The sequence below is a fragment of the Plantibacter sp. PA-3-X8 genome (genome assembly GCF_003856975.1).
Classification (GTDB): domain Bacteria; phylum Actinomycetota; class Actinomycetes; order Actinomycetales; family Microbacteriaceae; genus Plantibacter; species Plantibacter auratus.
In genome coordinates this window covers 1,399,022-1,420,382 of sequence record NZ_CP033107.1, presented here as the reverse complement: position 1 = coordinate 1,420,382, position 21,361 = coordinate 1,399,022, and the positions used below count along the sequence as shown (strand labels likewise).

The window sequence follows — 21,361 nt, the reverse complement described above, 5'->3', positions numbered from 1 at the left end:
CCATTCTCGGGGCTCACCGCGGGCGCGTCGATCTCCTCAGGACACGCGGTCGCGCGCACCCCGGATCAGGCGCGGGCCGACGATCCACACCAGCCCGATGACGACGACCACGACCCCACCCGCCCACAAGCCGACCGCGGGCGACACGACGAAGTCGAAGACGAACAGGACGATCCCCGCGAACAGCAGCGACGCCGCCCCGAGACACACCATGAGGATGCTGCTGGACAGCCGCACCAGCTGTGGCTTCGCCAGCTGCCGGAACACCAACCGGTGCATGATCACCGGGGCGAGCGCGAGGAGCGTGACCGTCACTGCCAGGACCACGAGGACGAGGTACAGCACATGATCGAATCCACTGAGCTCGGTGAACCGCGGCTGGAACGGCAGCGTCAGCAGGAAGCCCGCGAGGATCTGCGTGCCCGTCTGCAGGACACGGAACTCCTGCAGCAGCTCCGACCAGTTGCGGTCGGATCGCTCGTTCAGCGTCTCGTCTCGCCCGTCCCCGGGCAGGGCGTCGGCCGGATCACTTGCGGCGGGCATGACCGGACACCGTCAGCGGGCGAGCTTGCGCGCCACCGCGACCACCGGCACGGCGACGACGAGGACCGACGCCGCCCGCGCGAACAACGATCGCTTCGGGAACTCGGCGCGCTTCCGATCTTCGGCCGTCGGCTCGGCCGCCTCGACCAGGTGGGTGCCGCCGGCGCCGCCCTCGGCGAGGTGGGCGAGTCGGCGCAGCGTCTCGATGTTGCGGATGTGCAGCCCGATGTCGAGGAGCCAGACCGGGATCAGCGCACCAGGGCCTGTGACGGCGTGCTCATGCAGGTGGACGATGCACCCGCGCTCGTGCGGCTCGACTTCGACCGCGACGCGGGCCTCACCGAGCGGCCACCCCTTCGGCTGGATGACGAACCGGTGCGGAGCATCCCACTGGAGCACGGTCGTCTCGTCGTTCAGCACCGCCGGCCAGACACCGAAGGAGTGGTGCAGCTTCCCGCCCACGTGTGGCCACCGGTCACCGACGTCGCGCATGCGGGACGCGCCGACCACCCACGCCGGGAAAAGCCAGCCGTCGGCGAGGACGGCGAAGACACGGTCGGGCGGGCAGTCGAGGATCCGAGTGGTGTGGGACACGGTGGTGTTCCTTTCGCTGGAGCAGGGACGAGGTCAGGAGGTCGGACGCGGTCGGTCGGGCGCGAGCGACGGCATGCGGTCGCGGCCAAAGACCGAGCGGAGGGCGCTGCGGGCGGCGTGCCAGCCGGCGAGACCGTGGACGCCAGGGCCGGGCGGAGTCGACGAGGAGCAGAGGAAGATCCCCGGTGTCGGTGTCCGCCACGGGTCGTTCGAGAGCACGGGACGCGCGACGAGCTGCGCGAAGCTCGCAGCGCCGGCCGCGATGTCGCCGAGCACGTAGTTCGGGTTGTACCGCGCCATGTCGCGGGCGGTCATCGACGCCGACGTCAGGATCACGTCACGGAACCCGGGCGCGAACCGCTCGATCTGCCGGGTGATCGCCTCGGTCTGATCGAGACCGGACCCGCTCGGCACGTGCGTGTACGCCCAGAGGACCTGAGCGTCACCAGGAGCGCGACCAGGATCGCCGACGTCGGGCTGCGAGACGAGGACGTAGGGCGACTCGCTGTGCCGACCGCGGGCGACGTCGCGCTCGGCCGCGGCGATCTCCGGGCGGGTGCCGCCGAGGTGGAGCGTGCCGGCCCGGGCCAGTTCCGGGTTCGTCCACGGGACGGGGCCCGAGAGCGCGAAGTCGACCTTGGCCACGCCGTCGCCGTAGCGGAACCGGGAGAGACGACGGAGGTACGCGTCGGGCAGTCGGCTGCCCGCGATCTCGGCGAGCGCCTTCGGCGTCGTGTCGAACAGGACGGCGCGGGCGGACGGCAGTTCGTCGATGGAGCGCACCTCGGTTCCGATGACGATCTCACCGCCGTGGGCCAGCAGGTCGGCCGCGAGCGCGTCGACGATCGCCTGGCTGCCGCCGACGGGGATGGGCCAACCGCGGGCGTGCGCATACGCGCCGAGCGACAGGGCGGCGGCCGAGGTGGACAGGCTCGGCATCGGCCGGATGGAGTGGGCGGCAACACCGCTGAGCATCGCCGGAGCGGTCTCCTCACGGAACCGGAGGTTCCAGGCGGGACTGCCCTGCTCGAGCGCGCGGAGGCCGAAGCGCGCGACCGTGACCGGGTGGCGCGGCACCTGCAGGAGCTTGCCACCGGTGAACTGCGAGACGCGGTCGGCGTCGGCGGCGAGCGGGCCCATGAGCGAGCGCCAGGCCTCGCCGTCGCGTCCGAGGGCGTCGGCCGTGCGGTCGATGTCGCGGTAGGCGATCCCGGCCCGGCCACCGTCGAGCGGGTGGGCGTAGGAGATCTCCGGCACGACGAGGTCGATACGGCGCTCGAGGCCGAAGGACCGGAAGAACCCGGAGGCGAGTGCCATCGGGTGGACTGCGGAGCAGATGTCGTGGTGGAAGCCGGGCAACGTCAGCTCGGCGGTCCTGGCACCACCACCGATCGTGTCGCCCCGCTCGACCACCTGCACGTGCAGGCCGGCCCTGGCGAGGGTCACCGCGGCCGCAAGCCCGTTGGGACCCGCGCCGACGACCACCGCGTCGAACTGCTCGCGCCGCGCCATCGTGCTCAGCGCCGCTTCGCCGCGCCGGCCACCAGGGCGACACCCGCTGCGAGGGTGCCGGCGGCGGTCGCGTACACGGCCCGCCGGTGGCGGATCGCCCAGGTCTGCGGGCTCCACGAGTGGGCCTTGTCGCTGAACACGCCACGAGCGCCGTGGTCACCGGGGGCGGGCGTGTAGACGTTGTCGGGCATGCGCGGGTCGTGCTTGTCCGGCGCGAGCTGGCCGGAGTACCCGGTCCTGGCGAGGAACCAGTCGAGGAATCCTCCGGCGAAGCGGTCGCCGAGGATCGTGCCGACGGTGGACTCCCCCACCCAAGTGCGTCGCCTCGGTCGGTCTGCGACGTCGGCGATGGCGGTCGCACCGACCTCGGGCTGGTAGATCGGCGGCACCGGCTGCGGGTGCTCGGGCAGCTGCGACTTCACCCAGCTGAACTGGATGGTGTTGAGCGCCGGCATGTCCACGGTCGAGAGCTTGACGTTGCTGCCGTCGTGGAGCAGTTCGGCGGTCACCGACTCCGTGAAGCCTCGGGCGCCGAACTTGGACCCGCAGTACGCGGCCTGCAGCGGGATGCCGCGGTGGGCGAGGGCGGAACCGACCTGGATCAGGTGTCCACGATCGCGCGGCGTCATTCGCGAGAGGGCGGCCCTGGTGCCGTTGACGAAGCCGAAGAAGTTGACCGCCACGGCACGCTCGAAGTCCGCCGGTTCGGTCGTGAGGAAGTCCCCGAAGACGCCGACCATGGCGCAGTTCACCCACAGCTCGATCGGTCCGAGTTCCGCCTCGACCCGGTCCGCCGCCTGCTCGACGGCCTCCCGGTCGGCGACGTCCGTCGGCACCGCGAGAGCACGACGCCCGGCCTGCTCGACCTCGGCGATGGTCGCATCGAGTCCGTCCTCGCCACGCGCCAGCACCGCGACGTCCCAGCCGCGCTTCGCGAGTTCACGGACGGTCGCACGACCGAGCCCTGCGGTTCCGCCGGTGACGACGGCGACCCCGCGGCTCATCGCGCCGACCGATCGGTTGCTGCGGACCGGTGGGCGGAGGGGCGCGGAGAGGTTGTCGTCGTCAGAGGCATGACGCCACGTTAGGCGAATCCACCCCGCCAAGGCGGCCCCTTGCTTTCCCAGGCAGGACGGATCGCCACCCGGCGATCGCAGCGGGATAGCCGTACGATGAGCGGAGACCACCCTTGAGCCCGGAAGGAATGCGGACATGAGCGACACCTTCGCCATCGTGTACAGCGCACTCGACCGGGTCGACGAGGACGACCAGCTGGTGGAGCCGATCCTCCGGCTCATGCCCCTCAGCGGCGTCTCGATCGCGACGCTCGGCGACACCCTGAGCCCCGAGACGATCGCCGCGAGCGACGAGCAGATCGCGCTCATCGACGAGCTGCAGTTCGACCTCTCCGAGGGCCCCTGCTGGGACGCCGTCGGCAGCGGCCGCCCGGTGCTCGAGGAGGCCGTCAAGCGGAACGGCTACGACTCCTGGCCGTCGTTCACCGAGGCGATCCGCGACCACGCGGTCGGCTCCATCTTCGCCTTCCCCCTCCGCGTCGGGCCGCTCCAGGTGGGCGCGGTCGAGCTGTACGACACCGAGGAGCGCACGCTGGACGCGCAGGCGGTCGAGGACATGATGTCCCTCACCCGCCCGCTCAGCCGGTACGTGCTCCGACGCACCCTCGAACTCGCGAGCCTTCCCGACACGACGCAGCTGAAGCCCCACGCCCGACGACGGATCCATCAGGCGACCGGGTTCGTGATCGCGCAACTCGGCCTCACGCCCGACGACGCCCACCTGCTGATCCAAGCTCAGGCCTTCGCCCAGAACCGCTCGATGTCGGACGTCGCCGAGGACATCCTCGAACGTCGCACCGGCTACGTGCTGCGCGACGACACGATCGAAGACGAGCGATGAGCGCGCGCGGCGACGACGGGACCGGCTCCGAGCTCCGTCACTCGACCGCCCTCCTCGACGTGTTCGCGACGCTCGCCGACACCCTGGTGGACGAGTACGACGTCGTCGACCTGCTCCAGACCCTCGTCGACGCGACCGTGGACCTCCTCGACGTCCAGGCCTCGGGCATCCTCCTGGCCGACCCGAACGGTGATCTCGAACTGATCGCGTCGACGAGCGAGTCCGGGAAGCTCGTCGAACTTATCCAGCTGAGCGCGGACGAAGGCCCCTGCATCGACAGCTTCCGTGATGCGACGCCGGTGTCGATCCCCGAGATCGCCGCGGTCGCAGCCGACTGGCCGAGATTCGCCGAGGTCGCGGCGACCGCGGGATTCCGGTCGGCTCATGCCTTCCCGCTGCGACTCCGCCGGACCACCATCGGCACCCTCAACCTGTTCCGCACGACTCCGGAAGCCCTCGACCGGTTCGAGTCCCAGGCCGCACAGGCGATGGCCGACGTCGCGACCATCGGGATCCTGCACGAGCGGACCCTCCGCGAGAGTGACGCGACCCGCGAGCAGCTGGAGTCCGCGCTGCAGTCCAGGGTCGTCATCGAGCAGGCGAAGGGCGTCGTCGCCTACACCGCCGCGATCTCGGTCGAAGAGGCCTTCGAGCGCATCCGGAAGCACGCTCGCGGCGGACGTCGTGCCCTGGCCGACGTCGCCCGCGACATCGTGGAGCGACGCCTCGAGCTCTGAGGCCCGGTCACCGGCCCCGGTCGACCTTCAGCGCGGCTTCCGCGCGAACACATAATGCACGACGCCACTCGGTGATGCGGTCACCTCGACCGTGAACCGCTCCTCGAGGCCTTCGAGCCCGTCCCAGAGCCGCACCCCACGACCGAGCAGGATCGGGACGACGACCACATGGAGATGGTCGACGAGGTCGGCCGCGAGGAACTGGCGGACCGTCGTCGGTCCTCCGCCGAGACGGACGTCGAGTCCGTCGGCGAGCGACGTCGCGAACGACAACGCGTCGACGGCGGACAGGTCACGGAAGAGGAACGTCGTCTCACCGACCACCAGGTCCGGGCGTTCATGGTGGGTCAGCACGACGACCGGCGTGTGGAACGGCGGTTCCTCGCCCCACCATCCCCGCCAACTCTCGTCCTCCCACGGTCCGAGCTGCGGACCGAACTTGCGCCGGCCCATGATCTCGACGCCGATGCGGTCACCGGTGGCCGCTGCGAACGCGTCGTCCACCCCACGCGTCCCCGCGCCGACCGCTTCGTCCTCGTGCCCGCTCATGGACACGAAGGTGCGGGTCGGGAAGAACCACTGCATGAGCCGGTGCTGGGCGTGGCCGAAGGGGGTCTCGAAGGACTGGCCCTCGCCCGTGGCGAACCCGTCGAGCGAGACGGCGAGATTGTGGACCCGGAGCGTCGTCATGGGCACACGCTAGTCCGAACGTCCGGGCCCGTCGAGTAGCAGCTCGACGACGGAAAGGCAAGAGCGCGCCGAACGGCCGAACGGGAACGACACTCGAAGGAGGGCACGGCGGTCTGACGACCGGTCGACGCAGCCGGCCCGCCTGACATCGGGTGCCACGACGCGCCCAGAGAGGAGATGCTCGTGTTCACCGAGCTCGACGAATTCCTACGCGGCATGGAGTACCCCTGCCGCCCCAGCGACCTGACGCGTGAGGCCCGCCGCGACCTGCTCCCGCCCCACCTGGTCGAGGCGCTCCGCTCACTCCCCGAGCGCAGCTACACCAGCCGCTGGGACGTCCTGCACCGCACCTCGATCGCGGAGGCGCTGCCGATCAGCGTCTGAGCGATCGCGCACCACCGCTGAGCGGCACCGGCATCGCGCCGATGCCGCTTCTGCGTGTCAGGTCCGGTGACTCGCGCCGGTTCGCAACCCCCTCGGGGAACGTGGTGCTTCCACAGGACCGGGCCTACGGTGGAAACCGGAGAGCGGAGCAGGAGAACCCATGGGCAAGATGATCTACGACGCAGACGTGTCGGTGACGTTCGACGACCGGGTCCTCGCCCACCTGCAACAGGTCATCGGTGCGAAGTTGCGTCGCGGCGAAGCGTTCTACTTCGGGTGGAAGGACGATCCGCGGTCGGGCGACGGCCGGACGACGATCTGGCTGCACCCGGCGATGTCCCTCCGCTTCAAGTACGCGGGCAGCGTGCCGGTCGAACTCAACCGTGCCTGGCTCGATGCGCTCGCGGTCAGCGCCGACTCGAACCAGGGCCTCGTCCTCGTGCCGGAGCCGGGTCCGCGCATCTGAACCTCGCCGACAGGGTCTCCGGTCCCGCTCACCTCGAACGTTCGTCGAACTCCAGGTCGTCGATGTCCGTGAGTTCCGTCGCCCACTCCGGTCGCGCCGGTTGCAGCTCGGCGGTCCGTTGTTCGAGTTCGACGATGGTCTGTTCGTCGAACGGTTCCTCCGAGGCGTTCTCGACGGGCGTCGAGAACAGTTGGCTTGCCGGTCCGATGAGGAGGTGGGCGTATCCCAGGCTGCCGCCTTCCGAGATGGTCGGGACCATCACGATGTCGGACTCACCGCTCTGGGAGAGGGCCCGCGCATACCGGAGCAGCGCCTTGCAGGTCTGGTCAGCCATCAACAGATAGCCGCTGGCGTAGTGCAACTTCCTCATACGACCATTCTGGGAACCGAAGCGGCCGGACCGGCAGACCTTGCATCCGCAACCCGGAAGGTATACCGGAGGCACCACGCGCCCGTGCGCTATCGTCTGGGCATGACCGACAGCGACCAGACTCCCAACACGCACGACGAGAACCGCCACGACCAGCTGACGACCGCCCCGAACGCGACCGAAGCCGACGCGGCTCCCCGCATCGACGTCACCGACCAGGGCGACGGCGTGACCCGGATCGACATCCGCGACGACGCGGCCGTGCGGCCGGGCGCGGACCCCGAGGACACCGAGCAGGGCTGAGCCCCGCCCGCTGCACGTGGAAGCGCCGCCGACCCGAGGGTCGGCGGCGCTTCCACGTCTGACGGGGTCAGCGAGCGTCGGGGTCCTCCAACGGCGCCGTGTCCGGCTGCTCGAGCACGTCCGGCTCGTCCGCCGTGTCCTCATCCGTCGACTCGTCCGGGACCTCGGTGGGCGGCGTGCCGACCACCATGTCCGGGTCCGTACCCAATGCGTCTGCTCCGGTGAAGTCGCTCATGTCGCTCCTGCTTCCTGTGGTGGTGGTTTCGATGTGGTACTGGTGTCGGTCTGCTGCTGGTCAGGCGACGACGAAGTGCAATCCGCCCGTGATCTCGATCTCCTCGAGCATCTCGGCGGCCATGCGCTCGTCGATCGGTGGCTCGAACTCCGCGTCGAACGCGAAGACGATCGGCTGCTCGGGCGACACGGTGACCGGCTCGGACGATTGGAAGCGCCCACGGTGGAGCTGCAGTCGGAACGAGCGCTCGCCGAGCATGCGGGTGAGGATCACGCGTTCCAGTTGGGCGAGCGTCTGGTCGTCGACCTGTGATCGGAGCGCACCGAGGCGAAGGAATCCCATCGTCAGCCCCTTTCTCAGGTGTGCCACGCTAGCGCGCAGAGATGGGGGCGCCCGGGCCATTGCGCGGATGGCTCGGGCAGCGGACAATGCGCGTCGGCGAACAGTCATCGCCTTGTGGATAATCGGGCGCGCGCCAAGAATGTCTCGTATCCTGAGAGAGCGCTTCACCGGCCCGGACCCCGTCGGGATGCGCACAGCAGTCGGCCGCTCGCGTCGTCGGCCATCGCAGGGGTCGGAAGTCGAGGGATCCCATGGGACAACTGGTCTACGGCACCGGCGATGCACGCGTTCGGCTCGACGATCGAACGCTCGCCCATGTCAAGACGATCGCGCTCATGAAGCTCAGGCGGAACGAGTCGTTCGCGCTCACGATCCGACAAGACTCCACCAGCGACGGACGCACGACGCTCTGGCTGCACCCGGCGATCGCCCTGCAGTTCTCCTTCGACTCCGACGAGGTCGGCGAAATGGACCGCGCACTGCTCGAAGGCTTCATGCACGAGGCGAACACTGGCGAGGTCGTCGTGCACGCGACGACCGGCGACGACGCGACCGCCCAGGCGAAGTAGCCCGGGCGATCGCGCCGCCTGTTCAGCTGTCGCGGAGCATCGAGATGAGTTCGCTCTTCCGCTTGCCGGAGTAGCCGGTCAGACCGATCTCCTTTGCGCGCTCACGGAGCTGCGCGGCCGTCCAGTCCTCGTAGGACCCGGCCTCGCCGCCCTTCTCCCCGATCGTCGAGCGCCCCTCCTTCGCGGCGGCGTTCGAGATCCGAGCGGCCTTGCCCTTCGACGCTCCGTCGTCGCGGAGCTTCTCGTAGAGCTCGGGGTCCTTCAGTGACGGGTTCTGCTTCCCGGGCATGTCGTCCTCCCTCATCGTCCGGTGGTCGGCCGATCGGCCTGCCACCAGCCTCTCGCTGCCCGACGGATCGGTGGAGGGGCTGGTGTCAGGGACACGGACGCGCTAGTTCAGGAACCAGTCCCTCGGGTGCTGGTCCGCGGTCGGCGGTGTGCGCTCGATCGTCGGGCGCGCCCACTGGGCCGCGTTCGCCAGCACTCGACGGATGTCGGGGTGGTGGTAGACCGGGTACTCCTGGTCGCCCGGCGAGAAGTAGAACACGCGCCCGCGACCGCGGTGGTAGGCGACACCTGACCGGAACACCTCGCCGCCGGCGAAGGTGGAGAGGAACACCTCCTCGTCGGGACGCGGGATGTCGAACTGCTCGCCGTACATCTCCTGGCGGTCGATGACGATCGGGTGCGGCACACCCTGCGCGATGGGATGGTCCGGGAGCACCGTCCAGACGAGCTCTCGCTCGCCGTCGTTCCGCCACTTGAGGGCGCAGCTCGTGCCCATCAGCCGCTGGAAGACCCGCGAGTAGTGCCCGGAGTGCAGCACGACGATGCCCATACCGGCGTGGACGTGGCGCACGACCCGCTCGACGACCTCGTCGGAGACCTGGTCGTGGGCGATGTGCCCCCACCAGAAGAGGACGTCGGTGTTCGCGAGGACCTCCTCGGTGAGACCGTGCTCGGGATCCTGGAGGGTCGCGGTCGAGACGGACACGGCGTCGCCGAGCGACTCCTCGAGGCCCGCCGCGATCACGGCGTGGATGCCGTCGGGGTAGTGGCCGAGCACCACGGTGTCACCGCGGGACTCGTGGACGAACTCGTTCCAGACGCGGATGCGGATCGGTGTCGTGGTGCTCATGCGGGGACCTCCAGTTCGTGCCCGGCGGCGGCCGAGGCGTAGGCGGCGTCGATGACGCGGCTGCGGTGCAGGGCGTACTCGCCGTGGTGACCGGCGAACCGGAGCTCACCGCCGGCGGTCTCGCCCGCGCGGATGGTGTCGAGGAACTCCGCGATGACCGACTGGTGGTGGCCGGCCGGGACCTGGACTGCGGGTCGTTCGATCGTCGGCGCACCGGCGACGTCGCGGTAGATCGTGACGGTCCCCTCGGTGTTGTAGTTGTCGACGTGGAGGCGGACGCCGCCCTCCGAGCCGAGGAGCTCGACCGAGATGTCCTCGTGGGCCTTCGAGTAGGACGCCCAGGACGCCTCGAGGTGCAGGCTGCCGCCGTCCTCGAAACGCAGGAGGGCGGACGCGAAGTCCTCGACGTCGAAGGCGTGCGTGGACCGGCTCGAGACCGGACCACCGCCGGAGGAGCCACCGCGACCGGCGCGGCCGAGCTCGTTGTACGCGACGGCCGAGACGTGCGTCACGCGCGGCTCGCCGAGGAGCGACAGCGCGATGTCGAGCACGTGGGAGCCGAGGTCGATGAGCGGCCCGCCACCGGCAGCAGCCTTGTTCGTGAACCAGGAGTCGATGCCGGGCACGCCCTGTCGACGGAGCCAGGAGGCACGCGAGTGGTAGACGCGACCGATCGGCTCCTCGGCGAGGTAGCGCGCGAGGTAGGCGACGTCAGCACGACGGCGGTGGTTGTACGCGACCTCGAGGACGCGGTCGGCGGCGGTCGCGGCCTCGACCATCTCGGCGGCGAGGTCGGCGGTCGTGGCGAGCGGCTTCTCGCAGAAGACGTGCTTGCCGCTGCGGAGCGCGGCCACGGCGATCGGGTGGTGCAGGGCATTCGGGACGCCGATCGAGACGATGTCGAGGTCGTCGCGGGCGACGAGGTCCTCCCAGTCGGCGTAGGTCTCGGGGACCCCACGGCTCTCGGCCAGCTCGGCGAGGCGCGCCGGTTCCTGGCCGGACAGGGCGACGACGGTGGCACCGGGGAGCGCGGTGAAGGCGTCCAGGTGCGTGGTCCCGGCGAAGCCGAGGCCGATGACGCCGACCCGGAGGTCCGGAGCGTCTGATGATGTCGGGGCGGTACTGGTGCTCATGCTCGGACGGTTCCTTTCGGGGTGCGGAGCCGAGCACTGTCGTGACCGGCGGTGGTCGACCTTCGCCACTAAATATAGCGGCCATATCTAGTAATGCAACCCTGCTACAGTCGCCCCATGGCGGAACCGGGGATCGAGACGGGCAGGGCGAGCGTCGAACTCGTCGCCGCCTACGCCTTCGACCATGGTGCGTTCACGGCGAGTGACGTCATGGACGGGACCGGTCTGACCCGTGCCACCGTGCTGAACGCCTGCGATGCACTCGCCGACCGCGGCTGGATCCGTGAGCTCGACGACGCCCGGGCCGCCGGTGACTACCGGCGGGGACGACCCGCCAGGCGCTACGAACTCGCCGCGGACACCGCGTTCGTGGTCGGACTCGACGTGGGGCAGCACCGGGTCGCAGCACTCGTCGCGACGCTCCGTGGTGAGGTCGTCGGCCGGGCCGAACGCCCCATCGTGGGCGGCGACGAAGACCCAGACCTCCGCCTCGCGACCGCACGGACCGTCGTCGAGGAGGCGACCGCGCAGGCCGGCGCGACCCCGGGACAGGTGCTCGTGACCGCCGTCGGCGTCCCGGCACCGGTGGACGCGCACGGCCGCTCACCGCGCGGCGATCACGACTACTGGGCCAGGATGAACCCCGACTTCGCGAGCCGCCTCGGCCCCTGGGGCGACGTCGTGCTCGAGAACGACGCCAATCTCGCAGCCACGGCTGAGCGCGCCCTCGGGGAGGTGGCACGCGAGTCCATCGCCGTCCTCCTGGCCGAGGCGAGCTTCGGCGCGGGACTCATCGTCGACGGCGTGCTGCTGCACGGCGGGGCCGGCGGCGCAGGCGAACTCCGCGTGCTCGGCATGGTCGAGGGCGTCGGTTCGCCTGAGGGCCTCGACGGTGCGGCACGGTCGTGGCTGGAAGAGGATCAGCGATCCGGTGCGGTTCCGGCGGCCTCCCCGCTCGCCCGGATGCCGATCGGTACCCTCGACGTCGGCCGCATCATCGACGCCGCAGCCTCGGGCGACGCCTACGCCGGCAGACTCGTCGAACGTCTCGGGGAGCGCCTCGGGCGGGTGTGCGTCCTGCTCGGCAGCCTGCTCGACGTGGACGAGGTCGTCGTCGCCGGAGGCGTGGCCCGCGTCGCCTCCCCCGTCATCGTCGCTGCTCAGACCTGGCTCGACGAGGGGACTTACGCCCCGACGCCGATCGTGCGGGCCTCGCGACTCGGCGCGGACGTCGTCGCCCTCGGTGCGATCACCCGGGCCGTCGCGACGATCCGCTCCCAGCCGTGGCGCTTCGCCGCCGCGATCCCGCGCTGAGACCACACCCGGCGCAGGGCAGCCCGGACACGGCGCAGGGCCCCACCTTCCGCCAAGATCGGTGGGGCCCTGTGCGCGGTTTCGCCGCTGTGCGAACGGTCGTTCCGGCCGTACTCGTTCAGACCGTTCGCAGGGGACGGGCGACGCAGAGCGGCCCGTGTGCTTCAAGATTCGCAGCAGAAACGCGTTCATCCCGCCCCGAACGGTCGTTAAGAATCGCCGTTCTTAACAATCACTGAAGTTCTGCGCCTCGACGGCTACTGGACCGACCATCCGCCGTCGGACGGCAGGATGACGCCGTTGACGTTGACGCCGTCGTCGCTCAGCAGGAAGGTGATGGACGCCGCGAGCTGCTCCGCGGTCGCGATCGTCGGGATCGCCGCCTGGAACGGTTCGAGCCGCGCCGAACCCGCCTCGGAGACGTTCGGCGGGAAGGGGATGCCCGTGGCGACACCACCCGGAGCGACCGCGTTGACCCGGACGCCGTGCGGTCCGTACATGAAGGCGGCGCTCTTGGTCATGCCGACGACCGCGTGCTTCGAGGTCGTGTAGGCGTTCCCCGAGGCGTTGCCACGAAGCCCGGCCTCGGACGCGATGTTGACGACCGAACCGGATCCGGCCGCGACCATCGACGGCAGCACGGCCCGGGTCAGCTTGAAGGCGCCGGTGACGTTCACGCCCATCACCCGCTCCCAGGTCGCGTCGGAGGTCTCGTGGAGCGGGGAGAAGTCGTCGTTGATGCCGGCGACGTTGGCGAGCGCGTCGATCCGTTCCCCCGCCGCGGCGACGATCGCGTCGATGTCGTCCTGCTTCGTGATGTCGCCGGCGACCGTCACGAGGTCGGCGTCCGGCAGGCTCGAGGCGAGGTCGGCGAGCTTGTCCTCGAAGAGGTCCACGGCCACGACCCGGCCGCCCTCGCGCGCGACGCGGGATGCCGTGGCACGGCCGATGCCGGAAGCGGCACCGGTGACGATCACGGTCTTGCCGGCGAACCGACCGACGGTGATGCGCTCCTGCCACCCCTGAGGCGCGTCGTCGACGGGTGCGACACCGTCGTTCGCGGCGAGGACGAGCTCGTCGATGAGCGACTGGGGCAGCTTGCCCTGGCTCAGGGCGACGAGCTGCTGGAGCGGGAGGCCCGAGATCGGGGCGAGCTGCGACTCCTCGGTGCCCAGCTGGGTGAGGAGACCGCGGATGAGCGGTCCACCGGTGGGGTCGGCGAGCCACGCGGCGATCGGGGTGTTGGCGGTGAGGGCGCTCATGGGGTTCCTTCGGTATCGGGAGGACGATGAGCGGCGGATCGTATGGGCTTCGATCCATACCGGACATCATTGTCCGGTACACGTTACGCCGTCCATGGCGCGGCCGCCAGCCCTCACGGTCGGCTCCCAGCCGGGTCCACCGGACCGGTCGCGCGGCGTTACGCTACCGGGATGTCGTCCACGCCCCCGAAGCCGAACCGAGGCCCGAGCGCGGGACCCGAGAACCGCCGTGCGCTCATCGCCGCAGCGCGTCAGGTCTTCGCCGCGGACGGCTTCAGTGCTCCCCTCAGCGCGGTCGCGAAGCGGGCGGGCGTCGGACAAGGAAGCCTGTACCGGCACTTCCCCGACCGACTCTCCCTCGCGCTCGCAGTGCTCGACGAGAACGTCGGCGAGCTGGAGGAGCACACCGGGCTGCCCGCGGCGACCCTCGACACCCTGCTCGACGTCGTGATCGACCAGGCACTCGTCACCTCGCCCTTCGTCGAGGCGATCCTCGGCGAGGGCGACGACCCCCGTGTGATCGCACTCGGCACCCGCCTCGACCGCCTCGCCCACGCCCTGCATGCCAAGGAACTGGCTGCGCATCGCATCGCCGACCACGTCGAGCCCGACGACATCCTCATGGCGATCTCGATGGTGGGGGCGACCCTCACCCGCATCCCCGATTCCCATCGAGCCGACACCGCGGCGCGCGCGAAGGCGATGTTCCGCCGCTCGTTCGGCCGATGAACCGGGGCGGAAGGATCGATGCGGCTGGGTCGGTGGCACAGGACACACGCGAACCGTGTGCCGACAGCCCATTGAGGCGCGCGTGGGACGACCGTAGGGTCGGAGGGACAGAGAAGGGGTCCGCCATGCAGGCCAGCGCGTTCGCGTCGATCGACGTCGACACAATCCGTCGGTCCCTCGGCGAACCGGATCCCGCGGCGACGGCCAAGATCATGGACGAGCTCGACGAGAACTGCCTCGCCTTCCTCGCCCACTCGCCGTTCTGCACCATCGCGACGTCCGACGCCGACGGCCGGTGCGACAACTCCCCGCGCGGGGACTACCCCGGGTTCGTCCGGGCGCTCGACACCCGCACGCTCGTGATCCCGGAGCGCCTCGGCAACCGACTGGCCGACTCCCTGCAGAACATCGTCCAGAACGGCCACATCGGCATGCTGTGCTTCGTCCCCGGGATGAGCGAGACCCTCCGGATCAACGGCAAGGCGACCGTCACCGACGACGCGGCGCTGATGGCCATGCTCGAGCAGGACCACGTGACGCCGCAGCTCGCGATCGTCGTGCGCACCGAGGAGGTCTACCTGCACTGCGGGCGGGCACTCCTCCGCGGCGGGCTGTGGGACGCCGAGATGCAGGAGCTCGCGGCCGAGGTGCCGAGTGCGGGTCGGATCTGGGCGAGCATGTCGGGCCTCAGCACCGAGGTCGGCGACGCCATCGACGAGGCGGTCGCCGTCGGGAACCAGAGCCTGTACTGATGGCTGGAAGCAACGAGCCTGTACTGATGACTGGAAGCACGAGGGATTCCTGATGCGCAACCGCGCGGGCATGACCCCGCTCATCGTCCAGGAGATCGTGCGCGAGACGCCGACGATCGTCAGCGTCGTGCTCGCCGATCCGGAGGGTCGCCGGCTCCCGCCGTGGGACCCCGGAGCGCACATCGACCTGCAGCTCATCACCCGCCACGAACGGCAGTACTCGCTCTGCGGTGATCCGGCGGACGAATACCGGTACCGGATCGCCGTCCTGCGGGAGGAGCACTCGCGGGGTGCCTCGCACTACATCCACAACTTCCTCAAGGTCGGTCGGAAGGTGTTCATCCGGCCGCCGCGAAACCTGTTCCCGCTCTCGGACGCGAAGCGGCACCTGCTGCTCGCGGCCGGCATCGGGATCACGCCGCTGCTCTCGATGGCGAGGCGGTTGGCCGCAGGCGACGCCGACTGGACCCTCGTCTACGCGGTACGCACGCGCGAGGACATCGCGTTCGCGCCGGAGCTCGAAGCCTTGGGTGACCGCGTGCGGATCCATGTCAGCGCGGAGAGCGGCCGACTCGACCTGGCCGGCCTCCTCGCGGGACTCGAGCCGGGCACCGACGTGTCGGCCTGCGGGCCGCGCGGGTTCACCGACACCCTCACGAACCTGGCCGAGACACTGCCCGAGGACTGCCGGTTGCACCTCGAGCGGTTCGAGCCCAAGCCCCGCTCCTACCTGCCGAACACGGCGTTCACTGTCGAGTGCGCGAGGTCGGAGCGGACCGTCGAGGTTCCCGCCGGGCAGACGATGCTGCAGGCGATGCAGGCCGCGCGGGTCGGTGTCGCCGGGTCGTGCATGCGCGGCGTCTGCGGCTCCTGTGCGGTGCAGGTGGTGGACGGGACGCCGGAGCATCGCGACTCCCTGACGAGCGACGACGCCTCGATGATCATGTACCCCTGCGTGTCGCGGTCGCTGACGCCGACCCTCGTGATCGACGCGTAGCCGGGGCGGCAGCGATCCCGGTTCCTGAGCCTGTCGAAGGGCGGTGCACCCCGTCGGCACTTCGACAAGCTCAGTGACCGATGGAAGAGGGCTCAGTGACCGGAGGAAGGCACCGCGGTAGTCAGGGGCGCCAGGTGGCGTCCGCCGAGGCCAGGACCGTGCCGTCGGCGGCACGCACGACGACCGAGGTGCCCTCCGGGCCGTCCGTTCCCGCGATGCGGAACGAAGTGTCGACGAGCACCGGCGCCTTCGCCCGGAACCGGACCGACGCGAGTCGCCGATCACCGGCGTTCGCGGTGAGGGCGTCGAGCACCAGGATGCGGGTGAGCGGACCGTGCACGAGGAGGTCGTCGAGCCCCTCGACCTCACGCGCCCACTGGCGGTCGTAGTGGATGCGGTGCGTGTTGCCCGTCACGGCCGAGAAGCGGAACAGCTGGCGGGAGTCGAGTGACCGGGTCACGGCCCAGTCGGCTCCGGCGTCGGGATCGAGCGCGTCCTCGGCGGCCACCTCGGGTGCCGCCGTCCGTGGGGAGGGCACCGCGGGCTGCGCCTCGAGGAACACGTCGTGCCAGGTGCTGCGGACGGCGACCTCGCCGTCGACGAGGTACTCCCGCACGAGGTCGGCGAAGACGAGCCGTCCGGCCCGCCCCTGCTTCTCGACGAGCGAACCGAGGCTCGTGCGCTGCGTCACCACGTCGCCGTAGCGGAGGGGCGACAGGAACTCGGTGTCCTCCCCCGCGTACATGCGGCGCGGCAGGTCGATGACCGGCAGCACGCCGTCCTCCGCCGGTGAGCCGTCCTCCCGGAGCTGCGCGAACGGCGTCTCGAACGGGAAGTGGACGCCCTCCCAGCCGGCGGGGAGCCCCTCTCCGAGGACCGGTTCCGGTGCCGCGGTCGCGAAGGTGCTGCGGTACCAGGAGGCGGGGCGCAGGTCCAGCTGCTCCGTCCGTTCCACCGGCGCTGACTGCTCGGGTTCGGTCGGCGCCACTCAGATCACCCCGTCGGCCCGCAACCGGGCGATGCGATCCGCGTCGTACCCGGCGAGCGCCGTGAGCACGTCGTCCGCGTGTTCGCCCATGTGGTTCGCGGGGCGGTCGGTGGTCGCGGGGGTCGCGCTCAGTTTGATCGGTTGGCCGAAGGAGCGGAGGGTGCCGAAGGAACCGTAGTCGGTCTCGACGACCATGTCGCGTTCGGCGGTCCCGGGGTCGTCGACGACCTCGCCGATGGTCTTCACGGCGGTGAGCGGGACGACGTCGCCGGCCAGTTCCTCGAGCTCGGCGCGGGTGCGGTCTGCGAACCAGGAGACGACGAGCGGCTTGACGCGTCGGGCGTAGACCTCCTCGTCGAAGCGCTTGCGCATGGTGTCGATCTCGGGGTCGGCGATCGCCTCGGGTGTGCCGAACAGCTCGCAGCTCGCCTTCCAGAGCTTGTCGGTGTACGCGCCGAAGAACACCTGTCCGTCGGCACAGGGGAACAGCTCGTAGGGCCGGACCCAGGCGTGTTCATTGCCGGACGGCGAGGCGACCGTCCCGTCGACGGTGTAGTCGACGACGGCGGTCTCGGTCATCGCGATGATGCTGTCGACCTGGGCGACGTCGACGAGCTGCCCGACGCCGGTGCGCTCGGCGTGCCGGAGCGCGGCGAGGGTGCCGATGACGCCGAACATCGTGGCGGAGAGGTCCCCGATCGTGACGCCGACGCGCACGGGCGGCTGGTCCGCGTAGCCGTTCATGGACCAGAGCCCGCCGGCGGCCTGCGCCGTGTTGTCGAACGCCGGACGGCGGCTCCGGGAACCCGTCTGCCCGTAGCCGGAGATCGCGGTGTACACGAGCTTCGGGTTGATGGCGGCGAGCGCCTCGTACGGCAGGCCGAGCTTCGCCATCGTCCCTGGTCGGAAGTTCTCGACGAGGATGTCGGCGCTCGCGACGAGGTCGCGCAGCACCTCCTTGCCGGCGTCGCTCGCGAGGTCGAGCGCGAGGCCGAACTTGCCGCGGTTGTACTGGCCGTAGTAGCCGCTGAACTCCTCGTCGCCGTCGCGCAGGTAGGGCGGGAAGCCCCGGGAGACGTCGGGGTCGTTCGGGTTCTCGATCTTGATGACGGTCGCGCCGAGGTCGGCGAGCATCGACGCTGCGTAGGGGCCGGCGAGGACGCGGGAGAGGTCGAGGACCACCACGCCCTCGAGCGAGCCCGGCGGGACGGCGAGTCGTTCCGTGGCGGCGAGGACCGCTTCGGTGTCGGCTCCGGTCGACGGCTGCTCGGCCATGCGTGTCCTCCTGATCGCTGTACTCCGTACCGGTCAACGGTATCGGGCGATGGAGGCCTCACCCATGGGTGAACCCCACACCTCCGGCGCCGATCCATGGACCGCCCGTCCGTCACTGACGACGTCGGGTGTGCATCGCGACCGGGATAGGTGAGGCTAGGCTAACTCCATGCGCAGCGCGTCCCTCCTCCGATCGAGACGCGCGCTCGCCGTCGGCACACTGGCCGCCGTGCTCCTCGTCGTCGCCCTCGCGAGTCTGATGCTCGGTAGCAACCTCATCAGTCCCGTGGCCGTCCTCACCGCACTGTTCGACCCCACCCAGGACACCGGCGCCGTCGTGTGGGGGTCGCGGGTGCCGCGCACGGTGCTCGGCGTCCTCGTCGGCGTCTGCCTCGGGATCGCCGGTGCCGTCATGCAGGGGCAGACCCGCAACCCGCTCGCCGACCCCGGCCTGTTCGGCGTCTCCGCCGGCGCGAGTCTCGCGGTCGTCGTCGGGGTCTACGTGCTCGGCACGAGCTCGGTGGTCACGACGCTCTGGCTCGCTCTGCTCGGCGCCACCGTCGCCAGCGTCATCGTGTTCTCCGTCGCCGCACTCGGCCGCGGACTCTCGAGTCCCGTCCCGCTCGCGATCGCCGGCACCGCCGTCTCGGCCCTCCTCGTCGCCCTGACCTCGTACCTCGTGCTGTCCGACGAGACGACCCTCGCCGCCTATCGCATCTGGGTGGTCGGTTCACTGTCCGGCCGATCGCTCACGGGCGTCGACGCGGCCCTCGTCTTCGCCGGGCTCGGCCTCGTGTTCGCGGTGGCCAACATCCGCTCGTTGAACGCCCTGGCGCTCGGGACCGAGCTGGCGAACGGGCTCGGCGAGAACCTCATCCGCGCGCGACTCGTGGGGCTCGCCGCGATCACCCTGCTCACGGCCGCCGCCGTCGCCTTGACCGGCCCGATCGCCTTCGTCGGACTCACCGCGCCGCACATCGCCCGCACGCTCGTGGGCGGGCATCACGGCTGGCTGCTCCCCGCCTCGGGACTCGTCGGCGGGAGCGTGCTGCTCGCGTGCGACGTGATCGGTCGCCTCATCGGTGGCACCGCCGAGGTGCCGGTGGGTGTCGTCCTCACCGTCGTGGGTGGGGTCGCCTTCATCGCCATCGTGCGCCGCGGACGGATGGCGGAGCTGTGAGCGCCGTGCGGGAGGGCAGCCGCTTCTTCGGCCGTCTGTGGCGAGGTCGGGTCGTCGGCGTCACGATCGCCTGCCTCGTCGTGGCCCTGGCGTTCGCCCTGCTCGGGATCGTCGCCGGCTCGTCATCCCTGACGATCCCCGACGTCATCACCACGCTGCTCGGCGGCGGGACCGGTGGTCAGGAACTCATCGTGTTCGAGCTCCGCCTCCCCCGGGTCGTCGGCGGTCTCCTCGTCGGCGCGTCCCTGGGACTCGCCGGGGCCCTGACCCAGACCTTCGCCCGCAACCCGCTCGCGACCCCGGACATCCTCGGCGTGACCTCGGGTGCCGCGCTCGGGGCCGTTGCCGCGATCGTGCTCGTCGGCGGCAGCTACTCCGTCGGCGCCGGCGCGCTCAGTCTCGGCCTGCCCGCCATGGCGGCGATCGGCGCGCTCGTCACCTCGGCCGCCGTCTACGCGTTGTCCTGGCGCGGCGGGGTCGACAGCTTCCGACTCATCCTCATCGGCATCGGAGCCACCGCGACCCTTGGCGGCATCACGAGCTACCTCATCGCCCGGGCGCAGATCACCGAGGCGGCAGCGGCTGCGCAGTGGCTCGTCGGCAGCCTCTCGGGCATCTCCTGGTCGAGCGTGTGGCCGGTGCTCGTCGCGCTGGTGATTCTGACGCCGATCGCGGTCCTGCAGACGAGCAGCCTCGACATCAGCCAGCTCGGTGACGAGTTGTCGGCCGGCCTCGGCGTCGCCGTCCAGCGGCATCGGATCGTCGTCATCGCGTGCGCGGTCCTGCTCGTCGCCGCAGCCGTGTCCGCCGCGGGGCCGATCGAGTTCGTCGCCTTCGTCGCTCCGCAGATCGCCCGCCGCCTCGCCCGCACCGGTCGCCCGCCGCTGCTCGCCTCCGCGCTGCTCGGCGCCGTCATCGTGACGGGCGGCGACGCACTCGTCCGCGGCGTCCTGCCGGGCGAGATCCCGGTGGGCATCATCACCGCGATCGTCGGCGCGCCCTATCTCATCTGGTTGCTGACGCGCCGCAAGGAACGGGAGACCTCCGCATGACCGACCCCGCCACGACCCCCTCGCTCGTGAAGGAACGCCCGACGCCCGCCCTCGAGGCGAGGGGCGTCTCCCTGGCCTACGACCAGACGGTGGTCTTCGAGGGACTGGACCTCCGCATCGAGACGGGCGAGGTCACGACGCTCATCGGCGCCAACGGCTGCGGCAAGTCGACCCTGCTGAAGGCGTTCGGCCGCCTGCTCACCCCGACCGCCGGCACGGTCGAGCTCGACGGTCGCGGCGTCCGCTCGATCCCGACCCGCGAGGTCGCGCGCCGCCTGGCGATCCTGCCGCAGAAGCCACTGACGCCGTCGGCGACGACCGTCCGCGACCTCGTCTCGCGGGGACGGCACCCGCACCAGAGCCTCCTCAAGCCGTGGACGCCCGCCGACACGATCGCCGTCGACGAGGCGCTCGCCGCCACCGGTCTCGAGACGCTCGCCGACCGCGACACGGCCTCCCTGTCGGGCGGGCAGCTGCAGCGCGCTTGGATCGCCCTGGTGCTCGCGCAGCGTGCCCCCACGATCCTGCTCGACGAGCCGACGACCTTCCTCGACCTCAGCCACCAGCTCGACGTCCTCCGACTCGTGCGGTCGATCAACCGCGAGCGCGGCGCGACGGTCGTCATGGTCCTGCACGACCTCACCCTCGCCGGCCGGTACTCCGACCGGCTCGTCGTCGTGGGCGGCGGCCGGGTCATCGCCGACGGGACACCCTGGGAGGTCCTCACCCCGGCCGTGCTCCGGGAGGCGTTCGACCTCGACGCCATCGTCATCCCCGACCCGAGCAGCGGCTCGCCGCTCATCGTGCCCGTCGACCCCGACGACGCGATCGCCCTCGACGCGGAGTGATCCGGGCGATCGGGCATTCCGATATCGTTTC

General features: G+C 70.6%; 27 protein-coding genes. 13 read left to right on the top strand and 14 right to left on the bottom strand.

What is annotated here, in order from left to right; translation table 11 throughout:
- Positions 1 to 36 precede the first annotated feature (36 nt).
- From EAO79_RS06820 to EAO79_RS06805, 4 genes are read right to left on the bottom strand one after another with little or no spacing between them, the layout of a single operon-like run.
- Positions 37 to 543 (bottom strand): DUF6328 family protein, encoded by a 507-nt coding sequence (locus tag EAO79_RS06820; protein ID WP_124768486.1) that lies wholly within the window; start codon positions 541 to 543, stop codon positions 37 to 39.
- 12 nt (positions 544 to 555) lie between these two features.
- The gene (locus tag EAO79_RS06815; protein WP_124768485.1) at positions 556 to 1,137 is read right to left on the bottom strand and encodes an SRPBCC family protein; all 582 of its coding nucleotides are present in this window, start codon (positions 1,135 to 1,137) and stop codon (positions 556 to 558) included.
- Positions 1,138 to 1,170: 33 nt separating this feature from the next.
- On the bottom strand, positions 1,171 to 2,649 hold the full coding sequence (locus EAO79_RS06810; RefSeq protein WP_124768484.1) for an NAD(P)/FAD-dependent oxidoreductase: 1,479 nt from the start codon (positions 2,647 to 2,649) through the stop codon (positions 1,171 to 1,173).
- A gap of 5 nt (positions 2,650 to 2,654) precedes the next feature.
- Positions 2,655 to 3,653, bottom strand: coding sequence for an SDR family oxidoreductase (locus EAO79_RS06805; protein ID WP_124768483.1), 999 nt, complete (start codon positions 3,651 to 3,653; stop codon positions 2,655 to 2,657).
- A gap of 208 nt (positions 3,654 to 3,861) precedes the next feature.
- Between EAO79_RS06805 and EAO79_RS06800 the strand changes: the two genes are divergently transcribed.
- On the top strand, positions 3,862 to 4,566 hold the full coding sequence (locus EAO79_RS06800) for a GAF and ANTAR domain-containing protein (RefSeq protein ID WP_124768482.1): 705 nt from the start codon (positions 3,862 to 3,864) through the stop codon (positions 4,564 to 4,566).
- On the top strand, positions 4,563 to 5,303 hold the full coding sequence (locus EAO79_RS06795; protein ID WP_124768481.1) for a GAF and ANTAR domain-containing protein: 741 nt from the start codon (positions 4,563 to 4,565) through the stop codon (positions 5,301 to 5,303). The genes EAO79_RS06800 and EAO79_RS06795 overlap by 4 nt, the downstream gene beginning before the upstream one ends.
- A 27-nt stretch (positions 5,304 to 5,330) precedes the next feature.
- Here the strand turns inward: EAO79_RS06795 and EAO79_RS06790 are convergent, their stop codons facing one another.
- Positions 5,331 to 5,993 carry a dihydrofolate reductase family protein gene (locus EAO79_RS06790; RefSeq protein WP_124768480.1) on the bottom strand — a complete coding sequence of 221 codons (663 nt, stop codon included), beginning with the start codon at positions 5,991 to 5,993 and terminating at the stop codon, positions 5,331 to 5,333.
- A gap of 183 nt (positions 5,994 to 6,176) precedes the next feature.
- Here EAO79_RS06790 and EAO79_RS06785 point away from each other — a divergent pair, with 183 nt between their 5' ends.
- Both EAO79_RS06785 and EAO79_RS06780 read left to right on the top strand, forming a co-directional pair.
- Positions 6,177 to 6,377: a DUF2795 domain-containing protein gene (locus tag EAO79_RS06785; protein ID WP_161578564.1), complete on the top strand. Its 201-nt coding sequence runs from the start codon at positions 6,177 to 6,179 to the stop codon at positions 6,375 to 6,377.
- A gap of 160 nt (positions 6,378 to 6,537) precedes the next feature.
- The gene (locus EAO79_RS06780) at positions 6,538 to 6,843 is read left to right on the top strand and encodes an ATP-dependent DNA ligase (RefSeq protein ID WP_086472938.1); all 306 of its coding nucleotides are present in this window, start codon (positions 6,538 to 6,540) and stop codon (positions 6,841 to 6,843) included.
- Between the two features lie 28 nt (positions 6,844 to 6,871).
- Here EAO79_RS06780 and EAO79_RS06775 read toward each other — a convergent pair whose 3' ends face one another.
- On the bottom strand, positions 6,872 to 7,213 hold the full coding sequence (locus EAO79_RS06775) for a hypothetical protein (RefSeq protein ID WP_124768478.1): 342 nt from the start codon (positions 7,211 to 7,213) through the stop codon (positions 6,872 to 6,874).
- 102 nt (positions 7,214 to 7,315) lie between these two features.
- Here EAO79_RS06775 and EAO79_RS06770 point away from each other — a divergent pair, with 102 nt between their 5' ends.
- Positions 7,316 to 7,516, top strand: a complete 201-nt coding sequence (locus tag EAO79_RS06770) for a hypothetical protein (protein ID WP_085512068.1) — start codon at positions 7,316 to 7,318, stop codon at positions 7,514 to 7,516.
- A 67-nt stretch (positions 7,517 to 7,583) separates the two neighbouring features.
- Here EAO79_RS06770 and EAO79_RS19040 read toward each other — a convergent pair whose 3' ends face one another.
- Both EAO79_RS19040 and EAO79_RS06765 read right to left on the bottom strand, forming a co-directional pair.
- Positions 7,584 to 7,751: a hypothetical protein gene (locus tag EAO79_RS19040; protein ID WP_164486912.1), complete on the bottom strand. Its 168-nt coding sequence runs from the start codon at positions 7,749 to 7,751 to the stop codon at positions 7,584 to 7,586.
- Between the two features lie 60 nt (positions 7,752 to 7,811).
- Positions 7,812 to 8,093: a hypothetical protein gene (locus tag EAO79_RS06765; protein WP_124768477.1), complete on the bottom strand. Its 282-nt coding sequence runs from the start codon at positions 8,091 to 8,093 to the stop codon at positions 7,812 to 7,814.
- Between the two features lie 251 nt (positions 8,094 to 8,344).
- On the opposite strand from EAO79_RS06765, the gene EAO79_RS06760 reads away from it, so the two are divergent.
- Positions 8,345 to 8,662, top strand: coding sequence for a hypothetical protein (locus EAO79_RS06760; protein WP_124768476.1), 318 nt, complete (start codon positions 8,345 to 8,347; stop codon positions 8,660 to 8,662).
- 22 nt (positions 8,663 to 8,684) lie between these two features.
- Here EAO79_RS06760 and EAO79_RS06755 read toward each other — a convergent pair whose 3' ends face one another.
- The 3 genes from EAO79_RS06755 to EAO79_RS06745 form a co-directional block, all read right to left on the bottom strand.
- Entirely contained in the window at positions 8,685 to 8,951 is a 267-nt protein-coding gene (locus EAO79_RS06755) for a Rho termination factor N-terminal domain-containing protein (RefSeq protein ID WP_124768475.1), read from the bottom strand.
- Between the two features lie 102 nt (positions 8,952 to 9,053).
- Positions 9,054 to 9,800, bottom strand: a complete 747-nt coding sequence (locus tag EAO79_RS06750) for a ThuA domain-containing protein (protein ID WP_206428301.1) — start codon at positions 9,798 to 9,800, stop codon at positions 9,054 to 9,056.
- On the bottom strand, positions 9,797 to 10,933 hold the full coding sequence (locus tag EAO79_RS06745) for a Gfo/Idh/MocA family protein (protein ID WP_124768474.1): 1,137 nt from the start codon (positions 10,931 to 10,933) through the stop codon (positions 9,797 to 9,799). Before EAO79_RS06745 ends, EAO79_RS06750 begins: the two co-directional genes overlap by 4 nt.
- Positions 10,934 to 11,050: 117 nt before the next feature.
- Between EAO79_RS06745 and EAO79_RS06740 the strand changes: the two genes are divergently transcribed.
- Complete coding sequence (locus EAO79_RS06740) at positions 11,051 to 12,247, top strand: ROK family transcriptional regulator (protein ID WP_164486911.1); 1,197 nt, start codon at positions 11,051 to 11,053, stop codon at positions 12,245 to 12,247.
- A 257-nt stretch (positions 12,248 to 12,504) separates the two neighbouring features.
- On the opposite strand, the gene EAO79_RS06735 is transcribed toward EAO79_RS06740, so the two are convergent.
- Positions 12,505 to 13,509: an SDR family NAD(P)-dependent oxidoreductase gene (locus tag EAO79_RS06735; RefSeq protein ID WP_124768472.1), complete on the bottom strand. Its 1,005-nt coding sequence runs from the start codon at positions 13,507 to 13,509 to the stop codon at positions 12,505 to 12,507.
- Between the two features lie 171 nt (positions 13,510 to 13,680).
- Between EAO79_RS06735 and EAO79_RS06730 the strand changes: the two genes are divergently transcribed.
- From EAO79_RS06730 to EAO79_RS06720, 3 genes are all read left to right on the top strand, one after another.
- Positions 13,681 to 14,238, top strand: coding sequence for a TetR/AcrR family transcriptional regulator (locus EAO79_RS06730; protein ID WP_206428300.1), 558 nt, complete (start codon positions 13,681 to 13,683; stop codon positions 14,236 to 14,238).
- A gap of 125 nt (positions 14,239 to 14,363) precedes the next feature.
- Complete coding sequence (locus tag EAO79_RS06725; protein ID WP_124768470.1) at positions 14,364 to 14,990, top strand: MSMEG_1061 family FMN-dependent PPOX-type flavoprotein; 627 nt, start codon at positions 14,364 to 14,366, stop codon at positions 14,988 to 14,990.
- 52 nt (positions 14,991 to 15,042) lie between these two features.
- Positions 15,043 to 15,987 carry a PDR/VanB family oxidoreductase gene (locus tag EAO79_RS06720; protein ID WP_124768469.1) on the top strand — a complete coding sequence of 315 codons (945 nt, stop codon included), beginning with the start codon at positions 15,043 to 15,045 and terminating at the stop codon, positions 15,985 to 15,987.
- A gap of 121 nt (positions 15,988 to 16,108) precedes the next feature.
- On the opposite strand, the gene EAO79_RS06715 is transcribed toward EAO79_RS06720, so the two are convergent.
- Together EAO79_RS06715 and EAO79_RS06710 are read right to left on the bottom strand one after the other, a co-directional pair.
- On the bottom strand, positions 16,109 to 16,942 hold the full coding sequence (locus EAO79_RS06715; protein ID WP_124768468.1) for a MaoC family dehydratase N-terminal domain-containing protein: 834 nt from the start codon (positions 16,940 to 16,942) through the stop codon (positions 16,109 to 16,111).
- Between the two features lie 33 nt (positions 16,943 to 16,975).
- On the bottom strand, positions 16,976 to 18,250 hold the full coding sequence (locus EAO79_RS06710) for a CaiB/BaiF CoA-transferase family protein (protein WP_124768467.1): 1,275 nt from the start codon (positions 18,248 to 18,250) through the stop codon (positions 16,976 to 16,978).
- Between the two features lie 169 nt (positions 18,251 to 18,419).
- Between EAO79_RS06710 and EAO79_RS06705 the strand changes: the two genes are divergently transcribed.
- Genes EAO79_RS06705 through EAO79_RS06695 form a run of 3 tightly spaced genes read left to right on the top strand, consistent with a single transcriptional unit; the run spans position 18,420 to position 21,330 of the window.
- On the top strand, positions 18,420 to 19,430 hold the full coding sequence (locus EAO79_RS06705; RefSeq protein ID WP_124768466.1) for an iron ABC transporter permease: 1,011 nt from the start codon (positions 18,420 to 18,422) through the stop codon (positions 19,428 to 19,430).
- Positions 19,427 to 20,482 (top strand): iron chelate uptake ABC transporter family permease subunit, encoded by a 1,056-nt coding sequence (locus tag EAO79_RS06700; RefSeq protein WP_206428299.1) that lies wholly within the window; start codon positions 19,427 to 19,429, stop codon positions 20,480 to 20,482. The genes EAO79_RS06705 and EAO79_RS06700 overlap by 4 nt, the downstream gene beginning before the upstream one ends.
- Positions 20,479 to 21,330, top strand: coding sequence for an ABC transporter ATP-binding protein (locus tag EAO79_RS06695; protein ID WP_085512078.1), 852 nt, complete (start codon positions 20,479 to 20,481; stop codon positions 21,328 to 21,330). The genes EAO79_RS06700 and EAO79_RS06695 overlap by 4 nt, the downstream gene beginning before the upstream one ends.
- The last annotated feature ends 31 nt before the right edge of the window (positions 21,331 to 21,361 follow it).

Excerpts from the sequence above, each read along its gene's own strand:
- EAO79_RS06820 (WP_124768486.1), bottom strand. The coding sequence starts at position 543 with ATGCCCGCCGCAAGTGATCCGGCCGACGCCCTGCCCGGGGACGGGCGA.
- EAO79_RS06810 (WP_124768484.1), bottom strand. The coding sequence starts at position 2,649 with ATGGCGCGGCGCGAGCAGTTCGACGCGGTGGTCGTCGGCGCGGGTCCC.
- EAO79_RS06805 (WP_124768483.1), bottom strand. The coding sequence starts at position 3,653 with ATGAGCCGCGGGGTCGCCGTCGTCACCGGCGGAACCGCAGGGCTCGGT.
- EAO79_RS06800 (WP_124768482.1), top strand. The coding sequence starts at position 3,862 with ATGAGCGACACCTTCGCCATCGTGTACAGCGCACTCGACCGGGTCGAC.
- EAO79_RS06795 (WP_124768481.1), top strand. The coding sequence starts at position 4,563 with ATGAGCGCGCGCGGCGACGACGGGACCGGCTCCGAGCTCCGTCACTCG.
- EAO79_RS06790 (WP_124768480.1), bottom strand. The coding sequence starts at position 5,993 with ATGACGACGCTCCGGGTCCACAATCTCGCCGTCTCGCTCGACGGGTTC.
- EAO79_RS06780 (WP_086472938.1), top strand. The coding sequence starts at position 6,538 with ATGGGCAAGATGATCTACGACGCAGACGTGTCGGTGACGTTCGACGAC.
- EAO79_RS06775 (WP_124768478.1), bottom strand. The coding sequence starts at position 7,213 with ATGAGGAAGTTGCACTACGCCAGCGGCTATCTGTTGATGGCTGACCAG.
- EAO79_RS06770 (WP_085512068.1), top strand. The coding sequence starts at position 7,316 with ATGACCGACAGCGACCAGACTCCCAACACGCACGACGAGAACCGCCAC.
- EAO79_RS19040 (WP_164486912.1), bottom strand. The coding sequence starts at position 7,751 with ATGAGCGACTTCACCGGAGCAGACGCATTGGGTACGGACCCGGACATG.
- EAO79_RS06765 (WP_124768477.1), bottom strand. The coding sequence starts at position 8,093 with ATGGGATTCCTTCGCCTCGGTGCGCTCCGATCACAGGTCGACGACCAG.
- EAO79_RS06760 (WP_124768476.1), top strand. The coding sequence starts at position 8,345 with ATGGGACAACTGGTCTACGGCACCGGCGATGCACGCGTTCGGCTCGAC.
- EAO79_RS06755 (WP_124768475.1), bottom strand. The coding sequence starts at position 8,951 with ATGCCCGGGAAGCAGAACCCGTCACTGAAGGACCCCGAGCTCTACGAG.
- EAO79_RS06750 (WP_206428301.1), bottom strand. The coding sequence starts at position 9,800 with ATGAGCACCACGACACCGATCCGCATCCGCGTCTGGAACGAGTTCGTC.
- EAO79_RS06745 (WP_124768474.1), bottom strand. The coding sequence starts at position 10,933 with ATGAGCACCAGTACCGCCCCGACATCATCAGACGCTCCGGACCTCCGG.
- EAO79_RS06740 (WP_164486911.1), top strand. The coding sequence starts at position 11,051 with ATGGCGGAACCGGGGATCGAGACGGGCAGGGCGAGCGTCGAACTCGTC.
- EAO79_RS06735 (WP_124768472.1), bottom strand. The coding sequence starts at position 13,509 with ATGAGCGCCCTCACCGCCAACACCCCGATCGCCGCGTGGCTCGCCGAC.
- EAO79_RS06730 (WP_206428300.1), top strand. The coding sequence starts at position 13,681 with ATGTCGTCCACGCCCCCGAAGCCGAACCGAGGCCCGAGCGCGGGACCC.
- EAO79_RS06725 (WP_124768470.1), top strand. The coding sequence starts at position 14,364 with ATGCAGGCCAGCGCGTTCGCGTCGATCGACGTCGACACAATCCGTCGG.
- EAO79_RS06720 (WP_124768469.1), top strand. The coding sequence starts at position 15,043 with ATGCGCAACCGCGCGGGCATGACCCCGCTCATCGTCCAGGAGATCGTG.
- EAO79_RS06710 (WP_124768467.1), bottom strand. The coding sequence starts at position 18,250 with ATGGCCGAGCAGCCGTCGACCGGAGCCGACACCGAAGCGGTCCTCGCC.
- EAO79_RS06705 (WP_124768466.1), top strand. The coding sequence starts at position 18,420 with ATGCGCAGCGCGTCCCTCCTCCGATCGAGACGCGCGCTCGCCGTCGGC.
- EAO79_RS06695 (WP_085512078.1), top strand. The coding sequence starts at position 20,479 with ATGACCGACCCCGCCACGACCCCCTCGCTCGTGAAGGAACGCCCGACG.